Raw genomic sequence first — 22,530 nt, 5'->3', positions numbered from 1 at the left:
TTAAACGATTACTTTACCGCCAACTAAATGCTTAACTTGTGAGAAAGGCTCGGCAACAAAGTGATCTCTATTTTTAATTTTTTCTGGGAAACGAACGTGATATTCAAATTCATCTCTAAAGTGACGAATCGCTGCAGCTACTGGCCAAGAAGCAGCGTCACCAAGTGGACAAATTGTGTTTCCTTCAATTTTACTCTGAATGCTCCACAATAATTCGATATCTTCTTCACGGCCTTGACCGTTTTCGATTCTCCATAAGATTTTTTCTAACCATCCAGTTCCTTCACGGCATGGAGTACATTGTCCGCAAGACTCATGGTGGTAAAAACGAGCAAAGTTCCAAGTGTTTCTAACTACACAAGCAGTGTCATTGTACACAATAAATCCTCCAGAACCTAACATAGATCCAGTAGCAAAACCACCATCACTTAAAGATTCGTAAGTCATTAAACGGTCTTCGCCATTTGCTGTTTTGAAAATCAATTCAGCTGGTAAAATTGGCACAGAAGAACCTCCAGGTACAAATGCTTTCAAAGGTCTGCTTGAAGACATTCCTCCTAAATATTCATCAGAATTCATGAATTCGTCAACACTTAAACCTAATTCAATTTCGTAAACACCAGGATTTTTGATGTGCCCTGAAGCAGAAATTAATTTAGTTCCAGTAGAACGTCCAATTCCAATTTTAGCATAATCATCGCCAGAATTGTTTACAATCCATGGCACCGTCGCAATTGTTTCCACATTGTTTACCACAGTTGGATTTGCCCAAAGACCAGAAACCGCTGGAAAAGGTGGTTTAATACGAGGGTTTCCTCTTTTACCTTCCAATGATTCGATTAATGCTGTTTCTTCTCCACAGATATATGCTCCAGCTCCACAGTGTACGTGAAGTTCAAGATCATAACCTGATCCTAATATATTTTTTCCTAACCATCCGGCAGCTTTTGCTTCGGCGATTGCTCTTTCTAAGATTTTGAAAACCCACATATATTCTCCACGAATGTAGATATACGATAAGTTAGCGCCCAAAGCATAGCTTGAAGTAATCATTCCCTCAATCAATAAGTGAGGAATATATTCCATCAAAAATCTATCTTTGAATGTTCCAGGCTCAGATTCGTCGGCATTACAAACTAAGTGTCTTGGTTTTCCTGATTTTTTATCAATAAAGCTCCATTTCATTCCCGCAGGGAAACCAGCACCACCACGACCACGTAATCCTGATTTTTTTACTTCCTCAGTTACTTCGTCCGGAGTTAATGTTTTTAAAGCTTTTTCTACAGAAGCGTAACCACCATTTTGGCGATATACTTCATAGGTTTTAATTCCAGGAATATTGATTTTATCTAATAATATTTTTTGTGACATCTTATTTATCGTGTAATATTATTTTATCATCTCTACAATCAGCAATAATCTGATCGATTTTCTCTTCTGTCAGTTTTTCTTTGTAGAAATCTCCCAGCTGCATCATCGGAGCGTATCCGCAAGCACCTAAACATTCTACACCAGCAATGGTAAACATTCCGTCTGGAGTTGTTTCGCCCATTTTAATGCCTAATTTTTCAGAAGTATAATCCATTAAATCTTCGGCACCTCTTAGACAACAGCAAGAAGTTTGGCAGAACTCAAACATGTACTTACCAATTGGCTTCTGGTTGAACATCGTATAGAAAGTAACCACTTCATAAACCTCAATTGGTTTTATTTGAAGAATCTCGGCAACTTTATCTTGCAATTCAATACTAAGCCAGTTGTTATGTGCATCCTGAACTTCGTGCAAAACAGGCAATAAAGCCGATTTTTGTTTGCCCTCAGGATAATGACTGATTAATTCATTGATGCGATTCATCAATGCCTCAGTCATGTTTATTTCTTGTTTGTAATGTTTACGTTCCATTTTTATTTTAGATTTTAGATTTTAGATTTTTGATTTTTTCAAATCTTTATCTACAATCCTTATTCTGCAATCTTTGTTTTAAGTTTTAGATTCTTCAATCTGAATTTTACAATTCTTAATTATAATTTTAAATCTAAATTCTAAAATCTGCATTTTCATTCAGCAATCTAAAATCTACAATTTAAAATCTACAATCTGTTAGGCGTCTAATTCTCCTGCAATTACGTTCAAACTTGATAAGATGATAATTGCATCAGAAAGCATAGCACCTTTAATCATTTCAGGGAATGCTTGATAATAAATAAAGCATGGTCTTCTGAAATGTAATCTATATGGAGTTCTACTTCCGTCTGTTACTAAATAAAAACCAAGTTCTCCATTTCCTCCTTCTACAGGGTGGTAAATTTCTGCAACTGGTACAGGAACTTCTCCCATTACGATCTTAAAGTGATAAATTAAAGATTCCATAGAAGTGTAAACGTCTTCTTTTGGAGGAAGGTAGTAATCTGGAACTTCGGCATGATATTCGTTGCCTGGAGGCATTTTTTCTAAAGCCTGACGAATAATGCTTAAACTTTCCCAAACTTCAGCATTACGAACACAGAAACGATCGTACGTATCTCCTGATTTTCCAACAGGTACAATAAAATCGAAATCTTCGTAAGAGGAGTAAGGTTGTGCTACACGTACGTCATAATCAACTCCGGCAGCACGTAAGTTTGGACCTGTAAATCCGTAAGCCATTGCTTTTTCGGCAGTGATACCACCTACGTTTACAGTTCTATCAAGGAAAATTCTATTTCTCTCGAATAAGTTTTGGAATTCTTGCCAAACTGGTGGGAATTCTTCAAGGAATTTATCTAGTTTTTTGAAAACTTCTGGAGACCAGTCTCTTTCAAAACCACCAATTCTTCCCATATTTGTAGTCAAACGAGCTCCACAAATTTCTTCGTAGATTTCGTAGATTTTTTCTCTAAATTGAAAAACGTATAAGAAACCAGTATACGCACCAGTATCAACACCCAAAATACCGTTACAGATAATGTGGTCTGTAATACGAGCCAGCTCCATAACGATAACTCTTAAATATTGTGCTCTTTTAGGAACTTCAATACCTAATAGTTTTTCTACTGTCATCCACCATCCCATATTGTTGATAGGAGAGGAACAATAGTTCATACGGTCTGTAAGAGGTGTAATTTGATAAAAAGGACGATTTTCGGCAATTTTTTCGAATGCTCTGTGGATGTAGCCAATAGTTGGCTCAGCCTCAAGAATTTTTTCACCATCCATTAACAAGATATTTTGGAAAATACCGTGTGTAGCAGGGTGAGTCGGACCTAAATTCAGTACAGAAAGTTCGCTTCCGTCTTCGTTTAGTCTCTCCTTAATTATTTTAGCATATCGATGCTCTGGTGGTAATAATAGTTCTGACATTTTATAATGTTGAATTATTTTTTAGCAATTTGTTGTTGTTCTTCCGAAGAATCGGTCATCCTTATCTGTTCTTCCGCTGTCTTCCAATGGGAATTCTTTTCTCATTGGGTGAGACAACATTTCATCCATATTTAAAATACGTTTCAATTGAGGATGTCCTATAAAGTCGATTCCGTAAAAATCGAAAGTTTCTCTTTCCATCCAGTTAGAAGACAAGAAAATGTTTGAAACCGATTTAATTTCTGGTTTTTCGCCGTTTAAGAAAACTTTGATTTTTAATCTTTTGTTTTCGTACCAGTTGTGTAAATGATAAACAACTGCAAACTGGCGTTCTGTTTCGTTATCTGGATAATGAATTCCGCACAAATCTGTTAAGAAGTGAAAACGTAATTCAGGATCATTTTTAAGGAATAGAATCAGGGGCGTAATTTTATCAGCCGAAGCTTCTAAAGAAAAAATATCTCTTTCTTGCTGAAAATTGAAAACATCGTTATTAAATGTTTCAGTAAGTTTATCTTGGATCAGGGTGTTTTCTAAAGCCATCTTATGAGATATTATATGAAGCTAATAATTCTTGGTATTCAGGTGAGCTTCTTCGTCTCACAGATTCACTTTTTACCAGGTCTTGAAGTCTCATAACTCCATCAACAATTTGTTCTGGTCTTGGCGGGCATCCTGGCACATAAACATCAACAGGAATTACTTTGTCAATTCCTTGAAGAACAGAGTAAGTGTCAAATACTCCTCCTGACGAAGCGCATGCTCCAACAGCAATAACCCAGCGAGGTTCTGCCATTTGTTCGTATACTTGTCTTAAAATTGGGGCCATTTTTTTAGAAATAGTTCCCATAACTAATAACATATCGGCTTGTCTTGGCGAGAAACTCACACGCTCAGAACCAAATCGAGCTAAGTCATAGTGAGATGCCATTGTTGCCATGAATTCGATACCACAGCATGAAGTCGCGAAAGGAAGCGGCCATAATGAGTTAGCTCTTGCTAAACCAACAACATCACTAAGTTTTGTAGCGAAGAAACCTTCACCAGTAACTCCTTCTGGCGGCGCAACCATATTTACTTTTGAATCGCTCATTTTATTTTAGATTTCTGATTTTAGGTTTTAGATTTTTGAAATCGTAAAAGGTAAAATCAATTTTTTAAATCAGTACTTTAAATTTGAATTCAAATTTTAAATCTCAATATTAGATAAATCTAAAATCTCAGATCTAAAATCTAAAATTATTATTCCCACTCTAATGCTTTCTTTTTGATGATATAGAAGAAACCAACTAAAAGCAAAGACATGAAAACTAACATTTTTAACATTCCTTCAATTCCTAAGTCTTTGAAGTTTACTGCCCACGGATAAAGGAAAATAACCTCTACGTCGAATAATACGAACAATATGGCAACTAAGAAGTATTTTACAGAGAATGGGATACGAGCGTTACCTACAGATTCGATACCACATTCGAAGTTTTTGTCTTTAACTTCAGAGGATCTTTTAGGTCCTAATTTTCCAGAAATAATGATTGTTCCTACCACAAAACCAACAGCTAGAATAAACTGCATTAAAATAGGAATGTAACTGTATTGATCAGATTGCATAAACTTCGATTTTATACTTAAAAAATGAGCCACAAAGATAACTTGGAAGTCTGTAAAACACAAGTTAAAAAAGGATTTAAGTAGGGTGCCGAACCGCGTTTATGTCTAATTTTTATTCATTATAAATAACATTGAGTTATTTTAATATTTTTTTAAGATTATAGATAAAAAAAACGTCCCGATATTTTCGGGACGTCTTCTGAGACCATTCAGAGGCAAAAAAAATAAATTGCTATATTTTTCTTAGATTACTGCTACTTTAGCAGCAACTTTCCCTTTTCTTCCTTCTTCTTCTTCATAGCTTACACGGTCACCTTCGCGTAATTCTTCCGCGTTAATTCCTGAAGCGTGAACGAAGATGTCTTTTCCTGTTTCTTCGTCTGTAATGAATCCATAACCTTTAGATTCATTGAAAAATTTTACTGTACCTGTACGCATTTGTAATGTAATAATAATTTATAATAAACAAATGTAATATATAAAATCATACAAAAGACATATACGTGTTAATTTTTTGTAAAAATTATTGATTTACAGTGTTTTTACGCGGTTTATTGCATCAATTTGTTTATAAAATACCATAATTTGCGAATCATTAATTGTAAGAATATAAAAACATTGCGTTTGTAAGAATATGATAATTCAAAAAAATCAAGGCTTAAGATTTTTCTTAAAAATTTGATTAAAACAAAAAGCCGCTGAAATTTCAGCGGCTTTTTGTTTTTTTATGAATAATTTACTTCAAATTAAGCAATATCTACTTTGATGCGAAGTTCTTTCAATTGTGCATCGTCGATTGCAGCAGGAGCATCGATCATGACATCGCGTCCTGAATTGTTTTTAGGGAATGCGATAAAATCTCTAATTGTTTCCTGTCCTCCTAAGATAGCAACAAGTCTATCTAAACCGAACGCTAATCCTCCGTGTGGCGGTGCTCCAAATTGGAAAGCATCCATTAAGAAACCAAATTGAGCTTTTGCTTCTTCTTCGGTAAATCCTAAATATTTGAACATTAATTGCTGAGTCGCTTTATCGTGAATACGAATAGATCCACCACCAATTTCGTTTCCGTTTAAAACCATATCGTACGCATTTGCGCGAACTTTTCCTGGTTCTGTTTCCAATAACGCCATGTCTTCTGGTTTTGGAGAAGTAAAAGGATGGTGCATTGCATGATAGCGTCCACTTTCTTCATCAAGTTCCAATAATGGGAAATCTACAACCCATAATGGAGCAAATTCTTCAGGATTGCGTAATCCTAAACGAGTTGCCAATTCCATACGAAGTGCAGAAAGTTGTGCGCGAGTTTTATTAGCAGGACCAGAAAGTACAAAAATCATATCGCCAGGATTTGCTTCAGTTGCTTTTGCCCAGTTTGCTAAATCTTCATTATCGTAGAATTTATCTACAGATGATTTATAAGTTCCGTCTTCATTGCATTTTACGTAAACCATTCCAGATGCTCCAACTTGTGGACGTTTTACCCAGTCAATTAATCCATCAATTTCTTTACGAGTATAATTCCCAGCCCCAGAAACAGCAATTCCAACAACTAATTCAGCTGCATTGAATACAGGGAATTCTTTATGTTGCGCAAATTCGTTTAATTCTCCAAACTTCATTCCGAAACGAATGTCCGGTTTGTCGTTTCCATATGTTTTCATGGCATAGTCGTAAGTAATTCTCGGGAATTTGTCTACTTCAATACCTTTAATTTCTTTTAATAAATGTCTTGTCAATCCTTCAAAAACATTCAAAATATCTTCTTGTTCAACAAATGCCATTTCGCAGTCAATCTGAGTAAACTCTGGCTGACGGTCTGCACGTAAATCTTCGTCACGGAAACATTTCACAATTTGGAAATATTTATCCATTCCACCTACCATCAATAATTGTTTGAAAGTTTGTGGAGATTGTGGTAAAGCATAAAATTGTCCTTCGTTCATACGGCTTGGTACAACAAAATCTCTCGCTCCTTCTGGAGTCGATTTGATTAGGTAAGGTGTTTCAACTTCGCAGAAATCCAAATCAGATAAATATTTACGAACTTCCATTGCCACTTTGTGACGGAATAATAAACTGTTTTTTACTGGATTTCTTCTGATGTCCAAGTAACGGTATTTCATTCTGATATCTTCTCCGCCGTCAGTTTCATCTTCAATTGTAAAAGGAGGGGTAAGTGCAGTATTTAAAATCGTTAATTCTGAAACTAAAATTTCAATTTCACCAGTTGGAATGTTTTTGTTTTTAGCTTCACGTTCAATAACAGTTCCTTTTACCTGAATTACAAATTCGCGGCCAAGTGTTTTTGCTAATTCAAAAACGTTTTTATCAGTACGACTTTCGTCAAAAATAAGTTGAGTAATTCCATAACGGTCGCGTAAATCGACCCAATTCATAAATCCTTTATCACGTGATTTTTGAACCCAGCCCGCAAGTGTAACTTCGGTATTAATATTTGAAGCGTTTAATTCGCCACAATTATGACTTCTATACATAATCAAAATTTTAGACTGCAAAAGTAAATACAAAATTCAAGATAATATAGTAAAGTGATAAGTTGATTCAGAATAATTTCAAATAAATTGTTAATTGTGAAAATCCGAAGCTTTAATTTCTTTAGTTTTGATTCATCTAAAAACTAATCGTAATACCTATGAAAAAACTTTTTGTTGCAGGTTTAGTACTTTTTAATGCTTTAAATATTGTTGCTCAAAGCAAAAATTCAATTAAGTTCACAGCTAAAATCGCCAATAGAAATAGCGACACTTTGGTTATTAAAGGAAGGGATAATTTCAGGCAAGTAATTCCAATTGATAAAAATGGAGTTTTTGCGGCAACATTTGATGCTCCAAAAGGATTTTATATGTTTAGTGATGGAACAGAATCTTCAAATTTATATTTAAAACCAGATTCGGAAGTTAATCTAACAATGAATGCAAAAGAATTTGATGAAACAATTGTATTTAATGGTAAAGGTGTAAACGAAAGCAACTTTTTGGCACAGCAAGCTTTAAGAAATGAAAAATTAGAGGAAGCATTTTCTAAAGAGCCAGCGGAATTTCAAGTAATACTAGCGGCCAAGAATAAAGCAGATGTTGAAAGTCTGGAGAAAGGATCATTTGATCCAGAATTTATCGTTGCCATGAAAAGTAATTTTGAGCGTTTTAATCAATTCTCAAATGAACGTTATGAAAGTGCCTATAAAGCAAGTAAGCTTAACGGAAAACCTTCTCCTCAATTTGACTATGAAAACTATAAAGGAGGAAAAACAAAACTTTCTGATTTAAAAGGAAAATATGTTTACATTGATCTTTGGGCAACATGGTGTGCACCTTGTAGAGCAGAGATTCCTTATCTACAAAAGATTGAAGAGAAATATAACGGAAAGAATATTGAATTTGTGAGCATTTCTATTGACAAAGCAAAAGACAATGAAAAATGGAAAAAGTTTGTAATAGATAAAAAATTAGGAGGCGTTCAATTATTTGCGGATAAAGATTGGGAATCTGAGTTTGTTGTGAATTATGGTGTGACAGGAATCCCAAGATTTATTTTAATAGATCCGCAAGGCAATATTCTGAAATCTGATGCATCAAGACCATCTGATCCTGAACTTGATAAGCAACTTAGTGCATTATTGAACTAATTTATTTACGAAATTTATAACGTTATCGTAAAATTTAAATATTTATAAAATACCAGTAAAACCAGTACTTGAGCGCTGGTTTTTTCTTTTTCGGAAAATTTCCAATGTTAAGTTTTTATTCAATGTTACCAAATTGTTAAGCAAAAGTTTTTTTAATGTAAACTATTAACTATATTTGATAAAGATTTCTTAACATTAAATACCTAAAGATATGAAAAAGAGTGTAATTTTAGCTGCAATATTGTTCTCTGGAATTGTAGTTGCACAAGAAGGAAAGCCTGAATTAGAAGCTGCTGGGAACAAGGTAAAAGCAACCTATTACTATGACAATGGTAAAGTGCAGCAAGAAGGCTTTTTTAAAGACGGTAAATTAGACGGTGTTTGGGTATCTTATGACGAAAAAGGAAATAAAAAAACCGTTGGAGAATACACAGACGGAGTTAAAACAGGAAAATGGATTTACTTTAATGAAAACAGTTTAAGCGAAGTTGCTTATGTAGACAATAAAGTAAGCTCAGTTAAAAGTTTACAGAAAAATGCTTTAGCAAACAGAAATTAGTCATAATTTCAAAAATCACTTATAAAGAGACCGTCCCGATACTTCTGGACGGTTTTTTTATGCTTTTACTTTTTTAGATTTTCTGTTTCTTCCAAACCAAATTATAAATCCACTTACGGGTAGTGCGGCGGCAATTAAACTTACGGTAAAAGCTATAATTTTTCCAGGAAGATCCAAAACTTGTCCCGTATGTATTCCATAATTCATTTCGACAACTTGCAGTCCGAGGCTTTTTTTATCAAAAATCTGGCTTTGGATTAATTTTCCGCTTGATGGATGAAAATAATAGTTACTCTGCTGATCATAACGTAATGTATGCGGGTAAGCTCCTGTGCTGACAATATCGCCTTTTTGCTGCGGAATCATTATAAAAAACATTTCTGCTTTTGGCTGAAGTTTCTGAGTTTGAATAAATGCTTTGTCAATTGCTGTAACCGAATTTATTTTAAATATGGTAGTGTCAATTATTGGTGTTTTTGTTTCGGCAGCCTTGTCTCCGCCAAAATTGAAAGATTTATAAATTCCGTCACCAACCCATTCGTAGGTAAAAGTAAGTCCTGTTATAGCTAAGATTAAGGCTATTATAGAAATGTAAAAACCAGTAGTATTATGCCAGTCGTAATTGATGCGTCTCCATTTTGCTGACCATTTTATAGTGAAACTTCTTTTGATGTCACTTGTTCGTTTAGGCCACCATTGTATAATTCCCGAAATGAGCAATAAAATAAAAATGATAGTTGCACCGCCAATAATATGCTTTCCGATATAATCGGGTAGAAGAAGATATAAATGAATGTATTCTACAATAATGAAAAAGTCAGTTTCCGGATTTTCAGTTTTTAAATATTCTCCGGTATATGGATTAAAGTATAAGTACAGATTTCCAGTATCTGAATAAGTATAAACAATTGCCGATCTGTTTTTTCCATAATAAGCGATCATATTGGCTTTGTTTGCAGGGACAGCTTCTTTTGCTTTTTCCTGCAGCTGAGATGGTGACAGAAAAGGTTTGTTTTGGGGTTCAACCAAACGCCATTCTTTTCTGGTAATGTCTTTTATTTCATCATGAAAACAGAAAATACAACCCGTAATACAGACTATAAAAACAATAAGCCCAGAAATTAGTCCGAGCCATTTATGTATAAAACGTATTTTGGTTTTGAATCCCATTTTTTGATTTAAAAACGTAAAAGTATGGTCAAAATTTATAAGGGACAAGTGATTAGAAATAATTTATGAATAACTGCAATAAAAAGAGTAGTTGCCGATAAAAAAATAGTCCCACAATCCAATTGGAATTGCGGGACTAAAAAAAATAGTACTGTTATATAGAAAATTCGATCTTTATTAAGAAACGACTTTTTTAGGTTTTAAATGATACGCTGTGTATAAAGAAATTCCAGCAAGGAAAATCCAGAAAACATCTATAAAGAAAATCTGAAATTTGTTTTGCATAAAAGAATTCCAAAACCAATCTCCAGAAACGATTCCGTTTGTAACGGGAATCAAGAATCCTAAAATGCTTCCTGAAATCAGGCAGAACTTGTTGGTGAAGGCATCATTCTTTTTAATGATAAAGAAGATTGTAAGTAATAACCAACCTCCAAAATAAAGTGCATATAAATTAGACTGACTTAAAGGGTAGAAAATTTTGCTTCCTATAAAAGCCAATGCCGTAATTGGATACATGCTTAAACAAATCGCTAAGTAAATACGAACAACAGCAGCGTTGAAACGTCTCTTCTTTTCTGGCATATTGTTTTTTTGTCGGGCAACAAGCCAAATCATAACTCCAGAGATAATAACAAAGCAAGTTATAATTCCTAAAATGAAGCTTACAATTTTTAATGCATATCCACCATAATCTCCAAAATGTATTCTATATAAAACATTTTTTACAACATCTAAATAGCTCGTTTGTGCAATAGGGTCTTTTTTGGCAATTTCTTTTCCGTCAGCAACTCTGTAAACTACTTTTCCAATTCCTGTAAATTTTTTGTGGCTTAAAAGTTCACCCTCAACCAAAACATGCATATTGGCATCGCCGTAATTTTGGATAAAAACACGGGTAATTTCAAAATCGATCCAGTTCTTTTTGGTTTTGGCAACCAGTTCATTAATATTAAATGGATTTGCCAGTTTTTTATTTTCAAACTTATAATCAGGATCAGTATATTCCAGTTCCTTATATAATTTATCTTGATCTCCTTTATACAGAGCCATTACAGCGGGTGCTACAATTAAAAGTTTAATCATAAAAAACGCTCCTGTAACCGCATATACAAACTGAAATGGTAAACCAATCATTCCTAATGCTGTGTGCGCATCTGTCCAAAGTGTTTTTAATTTTTCTTTCGGACGGAACATATAAAAGTTAGAAACGATTTTGTTCCAATGCAGCAGAACTCCTGTTATGATGGCGAACAAAAAGAACAAAGCTGTAAATCCAGCTAAATAATATCCTGCAGGATATGGAATTTGAGCCAGAAAGTGCAGACGGTATAAAAGTTCACCTAAAGAATAAGACTCTTCATAAGTATAGCTCTTGTAATTTTTATTGTCCAGATAAAAGAACTCTCCTGCCTGTTGTTTTTTTGGAGCCAGTGTATCTTTGGTTCCTTCCATGTATACAGCAACCCTATTTTCTACAGACGGTTTAGAAATGGTAAGATTTCTTCCGTGTAAAACATATTTTTTGTCAAGATGCTGAAGCGCATCATTATAATCTAATTGAATTTCTCTTGTGATTGCTGTAGATTCACTTCTTTCCCAATTGATGATTTCATCTCTAAAAAAAGAAAAGGATCCAGCGAAGAAAATTACAAAAAGAACTAAGCTGATAACGATTCCGCTGACAGTATGCGTGTGAAAATAGATATTGTAATGACGGTTATTCATAAATATTATTGTGCCGTATTATAGGTTTGACCGAGATAAATGAAAAGACAAAAAAGTAAAGACAACAAAATGTAAACTCCCCAAATTTTCCAACCGCTTTTGGCCAAGAAAGCAATAATCATTAAGGCTACCCAAAGAATAAAGCCACTGAAAGCCATTGTGATTAAGATATCTTTTCGACTAAACCAAGCAGCTAAAGCCAAATGAAAAGTAACAGAAACAAAGTATCCGCCTAAAATTGCAGCAGTAATTTTGGAAAAACGAGGCCAAAAAGAAGGGTTTAGATATTTTGGATTTGCTGGCATATTATAATTTAAAGTGGAGTTTTAGTTGTAATAAAGTTCAGTTGCGGCAACAAAAATTAGTAGCGCTAGAAGCAATTTGCTATTTATCTTTTTTAAAGGAGTAAGGATAATGATTAAACTTCCCACAGTCATAAGTTGAATGAAAAACATCAAAGTACCACAACCTAATGATTGTGTAAAAAGCCACATTGCATAAGCAGAAAGCAAAAGCATTAATCCGATGATCTTGGTTTGCTTTGGATTTTTCTGCATCCATTTTTCAAAACCTAGATCATAGGACAACACTGCTCTTTTCGAAGTGTAATACAGTGTATAAAAAGCTAAGAAAACGATAAGGCTGGCAATTGTAATCATAATCATTAGAATTTAAAAAACACCTTCCAGTGAAGAAAGGTGTTTTTGTTTGACTTTTGTTAAAACTTATAAGTAAAACTTGCGGCAAAAGTTCTAGGATCTTTTGGATGTACTGTTGACCATCCGTCATAGATTTCTTTATTAGCAATATTGTTTAATTTTAATGTTATACCAAATTTTTCAGTGTTATAGAACAAAGAAGAATTAAGTACAGTGTACTCTGGAATTGTAAATGTTCCTGAAACTGATCGGTTCATGATTTTGTTATCTCCAACATAATTTCCTCCAAATCCTACACCAAATCCTCTTAATAATCCGTTAGTGAATTTATAGCTTGCCCATAAGTTTGCCAAGTTATAAGCTCCAGCACTTTCTGGTCTAAATCCTACAAAGTCAGCATCTCCTTTTGTTAGAGTTGCATCATTATAGCTGTACCCTAGAACAATATTTAAACCAGTAATTGGATTAGCAATAAATTCAGCTTCAAAACCTTTATTGTGTTGTCCACCGTCTTGGTAGTTTGTTACGTCGGTTGCATTTGGTCTAACGCTATAAACCATGTTTGAAACCTTAATATCGTAGTAGCTTAAAGTAGCATAAATTTTATCTTTAAAAATATTCAATTTTGTACCAAATTCTATTTGATTGGCGTGTTCAGGGTCGAACGTTACAGGAGTTCTAACTGTCCCATTTACATTTTCGCCTGGAGCTACGTTTGAGAAACCATTCATGTAGTTTGCGAAAATGGACACTTTGTCAATAATAGGTTGGTATACCAATCCGAATTTTGGAGATAAAGAAGTCTGGTTGTAGTTATCATCTTCAGTTGAAACATCTCCACTATTTATAAAACGATCTGCACGTAAACTTACCATTGCAGAAAGAGCAGGAGTGAAGTTAATTACATCAGAGAAATAAGCACTGTAAACTTCTTGTTTTGTTTTACTGTTGTTTCTTGGAGCGTTTCCTACAATTGCATCAGATCCAGCTTTTGTTAAATCTCCCGTGTCACCATTTGAAGGGCCAAAGATTGCGTTGAATGAGGCTAAATCGTCCCCAATATAAACATATCCATTTCCAAAATATCCTGTACCGCGATCAAGACCAACCCTGTTGTAGTAATCTAAACCAACTACAAGTCTGTTTCTTAGATTTCCGATTTTAAAATCTCCGATAAAATTCTGCTGTATGTCAAAAGTGGTGTTTTTGTTGTCTTGGTAATTGAAAAATCTTGCTAAAACAATACCTTCTTTAATAGAAGAAAATGCCTTATTACTAGTTCCTTCATATAAATAGGCATAATTTCCAGTAGACTTAGCATTACTTGTCGAGAAAATAGTCTGAGAAGTCCATTGACTAGAAAGCTTGTAATTGATTTGCGCCTGAATATTGTAAGAAGGCGTTTTAATCGTTAATTCGTTAGTTGTGTAAGAACGATTATTGTCGTATTTTAATTCGGCAATATTGTGAACTCTTAACGGATTTGCTCGGTCTAGAAACAACATTGTTGGGTTTGTTGTTTCGTTACTCATGAATTCTGTATTTACTAAGAATGATAATCTATCATTCACTTCATAAGATAATGATGGTGCTATGAAAAATGATTCTATAAACCCAGCATCTTGAAAACTTTCTTGTTTATTGTATGCTGAATTAACTCTGAAGTTAAGTGTTTTTTTGTCGTTAAGCGAAGTGTTAAGATCTACAGTTGCACGGTTTAGTCCGTAGCTTCCTCCAGTATAGTTTACTTCTCCACCAAACCCTTTGTAAGGTCTTTTAGTTGTTGTGTTGATTAATCCTCCATAAGAAATTAAGCTACTTCCAAATAAAGTTCCAGAAGGCCCTTTAATAATTTCAACTCTGTCAATATTTGCAGGATCTAAACTACCGTTTGTTAAACCTGGCACACCGTTTACAATTGTTGCTTGAACAGGAAATCCTCTTAATGAGTAGTAACTTGCTCCATCTCCTCCACGACCTGTTGAAGCCCAAAGTTGTGTAACACCTGGTGCATTTTTTAAAGCATCATCAAATGTTGTAACTACTTGTTCTTTTAAAACAGCTCCAGTGATTGTAGTGTAAACCTGTGGGTTTTCAAGGTTTTTAAGAGGCAATCTTGAAACTTGTTGGTTGTCTTTACGGACGAAACTATTTTTGCGACCGTTTACAACCACTTCTGTTAATTCTTCTGAATTTGAAGTAAGATTGAAGTTTTCAGTTAATTCTTGTCCTTCTGTAATGGTAATCTTTTTTTCTGATGAGTTATAACCAACAGCTGAAACTTTTAAGATATAAGCTCCCGGTTTAACATTTTTTATTTTGTAATTACCTTCTTCATCGGTAGTTGTTCCAAACCTTGTACCTTTTAAAGCTAGAGAAATCCCTTCAGGAGATTCATTATTATTTAAAGATATTTTTCCTTTTATAGTTGCTTTTTCTTGTGCCGTAATCGTATTCCCAATCAACAAGAAAAAACAAAAAGTTAAGAGCGAAATCGTAAATTTTAATTTCATTTTTATTTAGAATTAATTTTGATAGTGCAAATTTAATTGTTGGATAGCAACTAAACAAGTTATTCTTATTTATTCTAAATTAAATACTTTTTAAGGGGTAAAATTTACATTTATTTAAAAAATTAACATCTTAAGCTAATCTTAAGTTAATTTTAAGCAAAAAAAAGCCTATTCTAATGAAAGAACAGGCTTTTATATTGTCGAAAATTACTTAAAAATTATAATTCTAAAGCACGTTTAGCGTCACCATTCATTAATAATTCTAATGGGTTTTCTAAAGCTTCTTTTACAGCCACTAAGAAACCAACAGACTCACGTCCGTCAATGATTCTGTGATCGTAAGAAAGAGCAACATACATCATTGGGTGAATCTCAACTTTTCCGTTTACAGCAATCGGACGCTCGATGATGTTGTGCATTCCTAAGATTCCTGATTGTGGAGGGTTGATAATTGGAGTAGATAACATACTTCCGAAAACACCACCGTTCGTGATTGTGAAAGTTCCACCAGTCATATCGTCAACTGTAATTTGACCGTCACGAGCTCTTAAAGCTAATCTTTTGATTTCAGCCTCAATTCCACGGAAAGTTAAGTTTTCAGCATTACGAACAACAGGAACCATTAATCCTTTTGGTCCAGAAACAGCGATAGAGATATCACAGAAATCGTAGTTGATTTTGTAATCACCATCCATCATAGAGTTTACGTCTGGATATAATTGTAATGCTCTTGTAACTGCTTTTGTAAAGAATGACATGAAACCTAAACCTAAACCACCGTGTTTAGCTTTGAAAGCATCTTTGTATTCATTACGAATTTGGTTAATTGGAGTCATGTTTACTTCGTTGAAAGTAGTAAGCATAGCAGTTTCGTTTTTAGCTGAAACTAATCTTTCTGCTACTTTACGACGTAACATAGATAATTTTACACGCTCAGTTCCACGGCTTCCACCAGTTGGAGTTCCCATAGATGGTACTGCATTTACAGCATCGTCTTTAGTGATTCTTCCACCTTTACCAGTTCCTGTTACAGAAGCTGGAGCAATATTTTTTTCGTCTAATATTTTTCTTGCTGCTGGAGATGGAGTTCCTGCTGCATAACTTGTAGCTGCTGGAGCTTGAACTGGTTCTGCCTTTGGAGCCTCAGCTTTTACTTCAGCCTTAGGAGCCTCAGCTTTTGGAGCTTCAGCCGCTGGAGCTGCAGATCCGCTTCCTGCTGGTTTAGCAGCATCTGTATCAATTAAACAAACTACAGCACCTACTGCAACTGTATCACCTTCTTCAGCTTTTAGTGTAATTACACCGCTCATTTCAGCAGGTAATTCAAGAGTAGCTTTATCTGAATCAACTTCAGCAATAGCCTGATCTTTCTCTACATAATCTCCGTCTTTTACTAACCAAGTTGCAATTTCAACTTCTTTTATTGATTCCCCTGGTGATGGGACTTTCATTTCTAAAATCATCTTGTTTTTGTTTAAGGTTTGTATGGTTTCAGTCCCGATAGCTATCGGGACTGAAACCTGAAACAATTATTTTTTAATTATCTAAATAAGTTTTTATCGAATACCATTCTAATTGCATCTGCATGACGGCGTTTAGCACGTGTATAACTTCCTGATGCTGGAGCAGAGTATGCTTTTAATGAAGCCAATCTCCATTTTACAAGATCAAAGTTCATTAACATAAAGCTGTAAGCTCCCATGTTTTTAGGCTCTTCTTGTGCCCAAACATAATCATCTGCATTTGGATATTTTGCAATGATTTCTTTAATCTGCTCAACTGGGAAAGGGAATAATTGCTCAATACGAACAACTGCAACGTCTTTTCTTCCGTTGTTTTCTCTTTCTGCAGTAATATCATAGTAGAATTTACCAGTAACGAAAACTAATGTCTTAACATCTTTTTTGTTTACTGTAGTATCATCAATTGTTTCTTGGAAACTTCCGTTTGCTAAATCTTCTACTGGAGACACACATCTTGGGTCACGAAGTAAACTTTTTGGAGTAAATACAACCAATGGTTTACGGAAATTCGTTTTCAATTGTCTTCTTAATAAGTGGAAGAAGTTAGCAGGAGTTGTACAATCAGCAACATACATATTATGTCTTGCACAAAGCTGTAAATAACGCTCCATTCTTGCAGAAGAGTGCTCAGCACCTTGTCCTTCATATCCGTGCGGTAATAAAAGAACAATACCATTTTGGTTGTTCCATTTATCTTCACCACAAGAAATGTATTGGTCAATCATAATTTGAGCTCCATTAGAGAAATCTCCAAATTGTGCTTCCCAAATAGTTAAAGCTTTTGGACTTGCCAATGCATATCCATAATCAAAACCTAAAACTCCGTATTCAGATAAGTGAGAGTTGTAAACATTAAAGTTTCCTTTTTTGTCTTCAAGGCTGTTGATTAAGATTACTTCTTCTTCAGAATCTTCAACTTTAACTACAGCGTGACGGTGAGAGAAAGTTCCTCTTTCTACGTCTTGTCCAGAAATACGAACATCAAAACCTTCTTGTAATAAAGATCCGTAAGCTAAATGTTCTGCCATTCCCCAATCTAAAAGATTAGTTTCGAAGAACATTGTTTTTCTGTCGTTGATTAATTTTTGAATTTTACTGATGAATTTTTTGTCTTCAGGTAAATTAGAAATAGCATTTGCAATTTGAGTTAATTTTTCTTTTGGATAAGAAGTATCAACTTTTTGAAGCATTTGCGTGTCTGTCACCTGTACAAAACCTTCCCATTCGTTTTTCATGAATGGAGTAATGATAGTCAAATCTTTTTTACGAGAAGCTTCTAAGTTCTCCTCCAATTGAGATTTGTATTGTTTTTCTAAAGCATTCACGTAAGAAGCATCAATTACACCGTCAGAAAGTAATTTCTCTGCGTAGATGTCTCTTGGGTTTTTATGTTTAGCAATGATTTTGTATAAAACAGGCTGAGTAAAACGTGGCTCATCACCTTCGTTGTGTCCGTATTTTCTATATCCTAATAAATCGATAAATACGTCACGCCCAAATTGCATTCTGTAGTCTAATGCAAAAGATACAGCGTGAACAACAGCTTCAGCATCGTCAGCATTTACGTGTAATACTGGAGAAAGCGTTACTTTGGCAACGTCTGTACAGTAAGTAGAAGAACGAGCGTCTAAGTAATTTGTTGTAAAACCAACCTGATTGTTGATCACGATATGAATTGTTCCGCCAGTTTTGTATCCGTCCAATAAAGACATTTGAATGATTTCATACAAAATACCTTGACCAGCGATAGCTGCATCACCGTGAACAGCGATTGGCAATACTTTTGAAATATTTTCTGGGAAATGTCTTTCTTGTTTTGCTCTTGTAATACCTTCAATTACAGCTCCAACAGTCTCTAAGTGAGAAGGGTTTGGTGCTAAGTTGATGTTGATGCTTTTTCCAGATCTTGTTTTTCTGTCAGCAGTAAGTCCTAAGTGGTATTTTACGTCACCGTCAAAATATTCTTGATCGTAATCTTTTCCGTCAAACTCACCAAAGATATCTTGAGTAGATTTTCCGAAGATGTTTGCCAAAACGTTCAAACGACCACGGTGAGCCATTCCCATTACGAATTGTTCAACACCTTTTTCAGCAGCTTGCTCGATCAAAGCGTCAAGAGCAGGGATGATAGATTCTCCACCTTCTAATGAGAAACGTTTTTGTCCAACATATTTAGTATGAAGGAAGTTCTCAAAAGAAACAGCTTCGTTTAATTTATTTAAGATTGTTTTCTTTTCGTCAGACGAGAAGTTCGGCTGATTCGTATTTACAGATAATTTATCCTGAATCCATTTTACTACATTAGGGTTTCTAATGTACATGTACTCAATACCGATATGCTGGCAGTAAATAGCTTTTAGACGATTTACGATATCTTGCAAAGAAGATGGCGCCATTCCGATTGTTTGAGCTGCATCAAAAACAGTTGAAAGGTCTGCTGTAGATAATCCGAAGTTCTCGATATCCAAAGTTGGAGATGAAGTTCTACGGTCACGAACAGGATTTGTTTTCGTGAATAAATGTCCGCGCGTACGGTATCCGTCAATTAATTTAAGAACGTTAAATTCTTTCTTTAGTTTTTCAGAAATCTGACTATAATCTGTGTTATCGCTAGTCACGTACTCAACGATCGTTTGCACCGGATTTTCGTCATTATAAGTCGTTTGTCCAAAGTCAAAACCTTGAAAGAAACTTCTCCAGCTAGGCTCAACGCTGTCTGGGTTAACTAAATATTGATCGTATAATTGTGCAAAAAACTCAGTATGCGCTGCGTTTAAAAATGAAAACCTATCCATAATATGAGTGAATATACTTTTTTGTTATATAGAAAGGCAAAAGTACAACAATCGCATTTATTTAAATCTTTTTTTTACGTACTTTTACGTAAAAATTTGTTAAAATAAACGTTAACTATGAATAAAATTCAATTTTCAATCGATTGCAGATATTTTTTTGTGATTTTGGCCGTCTTATTTTCAAGTTATAGTATTGCACAACAAAAATATGTCATAGACAACAGTAACCATTTTTGGGAAAAAGTTCAATTTGGAGGTGGTTTAGGTCTTGGCTTTGGTTCAGGCTACACCAACATCTCTGTAATGCCAAGTGCCATTTACAATGTCAACGAAATTGTTGCCCTTGGAGTTGGATTGCAGTTTGGTTATTTATACCAAAGAGATTATTACGAATCGTTTGTTTATGGCGGAAGTTTTATCACACTCGTAAACCCAATTCCGCAACTCCAATTATCTGCAGAATTGGAACAAGTTAAGGTCGATACCGACTACGAAGACAATTATTATCACCCAGGTTTTTCTGATTCTTATTGGAATACAGCCTTATATTTAGGGGCAGGTTATAGAACAGGAAATGTGACTATTGGAGCACGTTATGATGTTTTATATGATCCTAATAAAAGTCTTTATGGCTCTGGATTTATGCCTTTTGTGAGGGTTTACTTTTAAAGGCTCAAAGGTTCATAGTAACAAAGGTTCAAAGTTTTATAAATATTTAAAAACTGTGTGCAAAGTAAAGAAGCCTTTGTCGCTTTGCAACTTTGTACCTATGTGACTTTTTTATTTATAATAATTCCTAAACCAAACCTTTTGCCATTCCCTTTTCAAAATCAAGAAAGCAACTTGTTCGGCAAGAATTACCAAATCTGAACCATCTAATTGTTTGATTTCATTTTCGGGAACATCAATGATGTAGAGTAGGTTTAAATATTCAGCAAATTTATACTGAATCATTCTGTAGACTTTTTCGTGAAGCTGAATCTTTAATTCGTCTGGCGTAATACTTAACGGAAAATCGATTCCTTCATTCGCCAAATTAAAATCTTTATTAAGCTGTTCAATAAGACTAAGGTATAAAGTCTCTGCTTGCGCTTGCGCTAATAATGATTCGGTATTTACTGGTGCTACAAACATGAGATTTTAGATTTTTTACTGAATGCTAAACTTTACGACCCATTAAATTCTCTCCGAAAGTTCTCAAAACGATTTTCTTTTCATTGCTGATTTCCATTTTTTCTAACGTTTCAAAAGCTTTAAAAGTGTACATTTCGATGGCTTCTTGCGTGGCGTGTGATGCTCCAGATTCGTTAAAAATGTTTTTAGCAGTTTCTATTTTTTCTGTATTATCTTCCAGTTGAAGCGTGAATAATTTTTCTAATTCAGAAGCTTTTTCATCAGAAGAAAACTCTAAAGCTTTTAGATATAAATAGGTTTTTTTGTTTTCTATAATATCACCACCAACTTGTTTTCCAAAAGTTTCAGGATCTCCAAAAGCATCTAGATAATCGTCTTGAAGCTGGAAAGCCAATCCTAAATTAAGTCCGAAATCGTAAATTAAATCAGCTTCTTTTTCAGAAGTTTTAGCAACAATTGCGCCCATTTTCATGGCAGCGGCAACCAAAACAGCCGTTTTGTATTCAATCATTTTAAGATATTGCGGAATCGTAACATCTTTGCGAACTTCAAAATCTACATCCCATTGCTGTCCTTCGCAAACTTCAAGCGCTGTTTTGCTGAATAATTTGGCAAGGTTTCTAAAAACAATCGGCTCGTATTGCTCAAAATATTGATAAGCCAAAATAAGCATGGCGTCTCCTGAAAGAATTCCAGTGTTCAAATCCCATTTTTCATGCACGGTAATTTGTCCTCTTCTCAAAGGCGCATCATCCATAATATCATCATGAACTAGCGAAAAATTATGAAAAACTTCAACCGCCATTGCAGCTGGAAGCGCAATCGAATAATCAGTATCAAAAACCTCTGCGGCCATTAAAGTTAAAACGGGACGAATGCGTTTTCCGCCAAGTCCTAAAATATATTCTATAGGTTCGTAAAGATTTTTAGGTTCTTTATGTATGTTTTGGCTTTGTAGATAATTGATAAAAAAATCTTGGTACTGACTTATATCGTGCATAATAAATTCTGATTTCGCGGCTCAAAGATACAATTCAAATATGAATTTCTAAGGATGAAATGTTAAAAGCGTATGAATCATTTTAAACAGGCTTTTAATTCGTCTCATTTCTAAGATGTTAAATTTTTTTCCAAAAAACTTGGAAACTTTTTTGGTATTCAGAGTTTCCTGTCTATATTTGCAGCGATAAAATGGAAACTAAGAACACTGTAAAAGTTTCCATGAAGAGTTTTAATGATTCTTAAAATCAATTAAATCAGCTATTTATGAAAACAAAATGGACCTTAGATTCAAGCCAGTCAGATGTTTTATTAGAAATGAGACGATCAAGAACTGCTTATTTGGGAGGAGACTCAAATAAATTTGATGGGTATGTGAATATTGAAGATAATGAGATTGAAGATGCTTCTGTCGAATTCTCATTAGACATCAATAATAAAAAAGAAAGTTTCCAATCTATAGATGCTTATTTACAGCTTCAGGATTTTTTTGAAGAAGATGAGCATCCAATTATCAGTTTCAAATCAACATCATTTCAAAAAGTTAATCAGAACATTAATTTCTTCAAAGGAGATCTAACGATAAAAGATATCACCAGAGTAGTTGAATTGGATGCTGAATTTCTTGGAGAAAATATTTATAACGGAGAAAAGAAAGTAGCTTTTGAAATCAAAGGAAACATCAAACGTGAAGACTTTGGTTTGGATTACAGCTCTTTTAATCATACTTCGGGTGCAGCCTTAGGAAAAGACATTAAACTTATAGCAAATTTAGAATTTAGCATATAAATCTTACTAAATCAATAAATTGATGTAAAATTATTACAAATAAACAGGAAACTATTTTTTTAAT

The 22,530-nt window shown here is 34.3% G+C and carries 21 protein-coding genes; 4 read left to right on the top strand and 17 right to left on the bottom strand.

Annotation, left to right across the window (positions count from 1 at the left end):
- The 8 genes from nuoF to aspS all read right to left on the bottom strand — a co-directional run bounded on the left by nuoF (position 1) and on the right by aspS (position 7,446).
- Complete coding sequence (nuoF, locus tag JI750_RS03945; protein ID WP_201999056.1) at positions 1-1,371, bottom strand: NADH-quinone oxidoreductase subunit NuoF; 1,371 nt, start codon at positions 1,369-1,371, stop codon at positions 1-3.
- Position 1,372: 1 nt separating this feature from the next.
- Complete coding sequence (locus JI750_RS03940) at positions 1,373-1,903, bottom strand: complex I 24 kDa subunit family protein (protein ID WP_057115709.1); 531 nt, start codon at positions 1,901-1,903, stop codon at positions 1,373-1,375.
- 198 nt (positions 1,904-2,101) lie between these two features.
- Positions 2,102-3,340 carry an NADH-quinone oxidoreductase subunit D gene (locus JI750_RS03935; RefSeq protein ID WP_095929651.1) on the bottom strand — a complete coding sequence of 413 codons (1,239 nt, stop codon included), beginning with the start codon at positions 3,338-3,340 and terminating at the stop codon, positions 2,102-2,104.
- 21 nt (positions 3,341-3,361) lie between these two features.
- Positions 3,362-3,883: an NADH-quinone oxidoreductase subunit C gene (locus JI750_RS03930; protein WP_095929652.1), complete on the bottom strand. Its 522-nt coding sequence runs from the start codon at positions 3,881-3,883 to the stop codon at positions 3,362-3,364.
- A gap of 1 nt (position 3,884) precedes the next feature.
- On the bottom strand, positions 3,885-4,433 hold the full coding sequence (locus tag JI750_RS03925) for an NADH-quinone oxidoreductase subunit B (RefSeq protein ID WP_095929653.1): 549 nt from the start codon (positions 4,431-4,433) through the stop codon (positions 3,885-3,887).
- Positions 4,434-4,582: 149 nt separating this feature from the next.
- Positions 4,583-4,948: an NADH-quinone oxidoreductase subunit A gene (locus tag JI750_RS03920; protein WP_201999055.1), complete on the bottom strand. Its 366-nt coding sequence runs from the start codon at positions 4,946-4,948 to the stop codon at positions 4,583-4,585.
- Positions 4,949-5,191: 243 nt separating this feature from the next.
- Entirely contained in the window at positions 5,192-5,386 is a 195-nt protein-coding gene (locus JI750_RS03915) for a cold-shock protein (RefSeq protein WP_007137066.1), read from the bottom strand.
- Between the two features lie 308 nt (positions 5,387-5,694).
- Positions 5,695-7,446 carry an aspartate--tRNA ligase gene (aspS, locus tag JI750_RS03910; protein WP_201999054.1) on the bottom strand — a complete coding sequence of 584 codons (1,752 nt, stop codon included), beginning with the start codon at positions 7,444-7,446 and terminating at the stop codon, positions 5,695-5,697.
- 158 nt (positions 7,447-7,604) lie between these two features.
- Here aspS and JI750_RS03905 point away from each other — a divergent pair, with 158 nt between their 5' ends.
- Positions 7,605-8,597, top strand: coding sequence for a TlpA family protein disulfide reductase (locus JI750_RS03905; RefSeq protein WP_201999053.1), 993 nt, complete (start codon positions 7,605-7,607; stop codon positions 8,595-8,597).
- 211 nt (positions 8,598-8,808) lie between these two features.
- Positions 8,809-9,156, top strand: a complete 348-nt coding sequence (locus JI750_RS03900; RefSeq protein WP_008466129.1) for a toxin-antitoxin system YwqK family antitoxin — start codon at positions 8,809-8,811, stop codon at positions 9,154-9,156.
- A 57-nt stretch (positions 9,157-9,213) separates the two neighbouring features.
- Here the strand turns inward: JI750_RS03900 and JI750_RS03895 are convergent, their stop codons facing one another.
- From JI750_RS03895 to JI750_RS03865, 7 genes are all read right to left on the bottom strand, one after another.
- Entirely contained in the window at positions 9,214-10,326 is a 1,113-nt protein-coding gene (locus JI750_RS03895) for a PepSY-associated TM helix domain-containing protein (RefSeq protein ID WP_201999052.1), read from the bottom strand.
- 177 nt (positions 10,327-10,503) lie between these two features.
- On the bottom strand, positions 10,504-12,054 hold the full coding sequence (locus JI750_RS03890) for a PepSY-associated TM helix domain-containing protein (protein WP_201999051.1): 1,551 nt from the start codon (positions 12,052-12,054) through the stop codon (positions 10,504-10,506).
- Positions 12,055-12,059: 5 nt separating this feature from the next.
- Positions 12,060-12,359: a hypothetical protein gene (locus JI750_RS03885; RefSeq protein WP_201999050.1), complete on the bottom strand. Its 300-nt coding sequence runs from the start codon at positions 12,357-12,359 to the stop codon at positions 12,060-12,062.
- Positions 12,360-12,380: 21 nt separating this feature from the next.
- Entirely contained in the window at positions 12,381-12,713 is a 333-nt protein-coding gene (locus JI750_RS03880; protein WP_201999049.1) for a hypothetical protein, read from the bottom strand.
- A gap of 59 nt (positions 12,714-12,772) precedes the next feature.
- The gene (locus JI750_RS03875) at positions 12,773-15,226 is read right to left on the bottom strand and encodes a TonB-dependent receptor (protein WP_201999048.1); all 2,454 of its coding nucleotides are present in this window, start codon (positions 15,224-15,226) and stop codon (positions 12,773-12,775) included.
- Positions 15,227-15,444: 218 nt separating this feature from the next.
- Positions 15,445-16,689, bottom strand: a complete 1,245-nt coding sequence (odhB, locus tag JI750_RS03870; protein WP_201999047.1) for a 2-oxoglutarate dehydrogenase complex dihydrolipoyllysine-residue succinyltransferase — start codon at positions 16,687-16,689, stop codon at positions 15,445-15,447.
- Between the two features lie 77 nt (positions 16,690-16,766).
- The gene (locus JI750_RS03865; RefSeq protein WP_201999046.1) at positions 16,767-19,544 is read right to left on the bottom strand and encodes a 2-oxoglutarate dehydrogenase E1 component; all 2,778 of its coding nucleotides are present in this window, start codon (positions 19,542-19,544) and stop codon (positions 16,767-16,769) included.
- Between the two features lie 117 nt (positions 19,545-19,661).
- Here JI750_RS03865 and JI750_RS03860 point away from each other — a divergent pair, with 117 nt between their 5' ends.
- A complete protein-coding gene (locus JI750_RS03860; protein WP_201999045.1) occupies positions 19,662-20,213 on the top strand; it encodes a hypothetical protein in 552 nt (183 codons plus the stop codon).
- Positions 20,214-20,324: 111 nt separating this feature from the next.
- Here the strand turns inward: JI750_RS03860 and JI750_RS03855 are convergent, their stop codons facing one another.
- Together JI750_RS03855 and JI750_RS03850 are read right to left on the bottom strand one after the other, a co-directional pair.
- Positions 20,325-20,678 carry a hypothetical protein gene (locus JI750_RS03855; protein WP_201999044.1) on the bottom strand — a complete coding sequence of 118 codons (354 nt, stop codon included), beginning with the start codon at positions 20,676-20,678 and terminating at the stop codon, positions 20,325-20,327.
- 25 nt (positions 20,679-20,703) lie between these two features.
- Positions 20,704-21,678 (bottom strand): polyprenyl synthetase family protein, encoded by a 975-nt coding sequence (locus JI750_RS03850; RefSeq protein WP_201999043.1) that lies wholly within the window; start codon positions 21,676-21,678, stop codon positions 20,704-20,706.
- Positions 21,679-21,944: 266 nt separating this feature from the next.
- Between JI750_RS03850 and JI750_RS03845 the strand changes: the two genes are divergently transcribed.
- Positions 21,945-22,466 (top strand): YceI family protein, encoded by a 522-nt coding sequence (locus JI750_RS03845; protein ID WP_201999042.1) that lies wholly within the window; start codon positions 21,945-21,947, stop codon positions 22,464-22,466.
- Positions 22,467-22,530: the final 64 nt, after the last annotated feature.

This window comes from Flavobacterium tagetis, assembly GCF_016735615.1.
GTDB classification, from domain to species: domain Bacteria; phylum Bacteroidota; class Bacteroidia; order Flavobacteriales; family Flavobacteriaceae; genus Flavobacterium; species Flavobacterium tagetis.
This window is presented reverse-complemented; position numbering and strand designations above follow the sequence as displayed.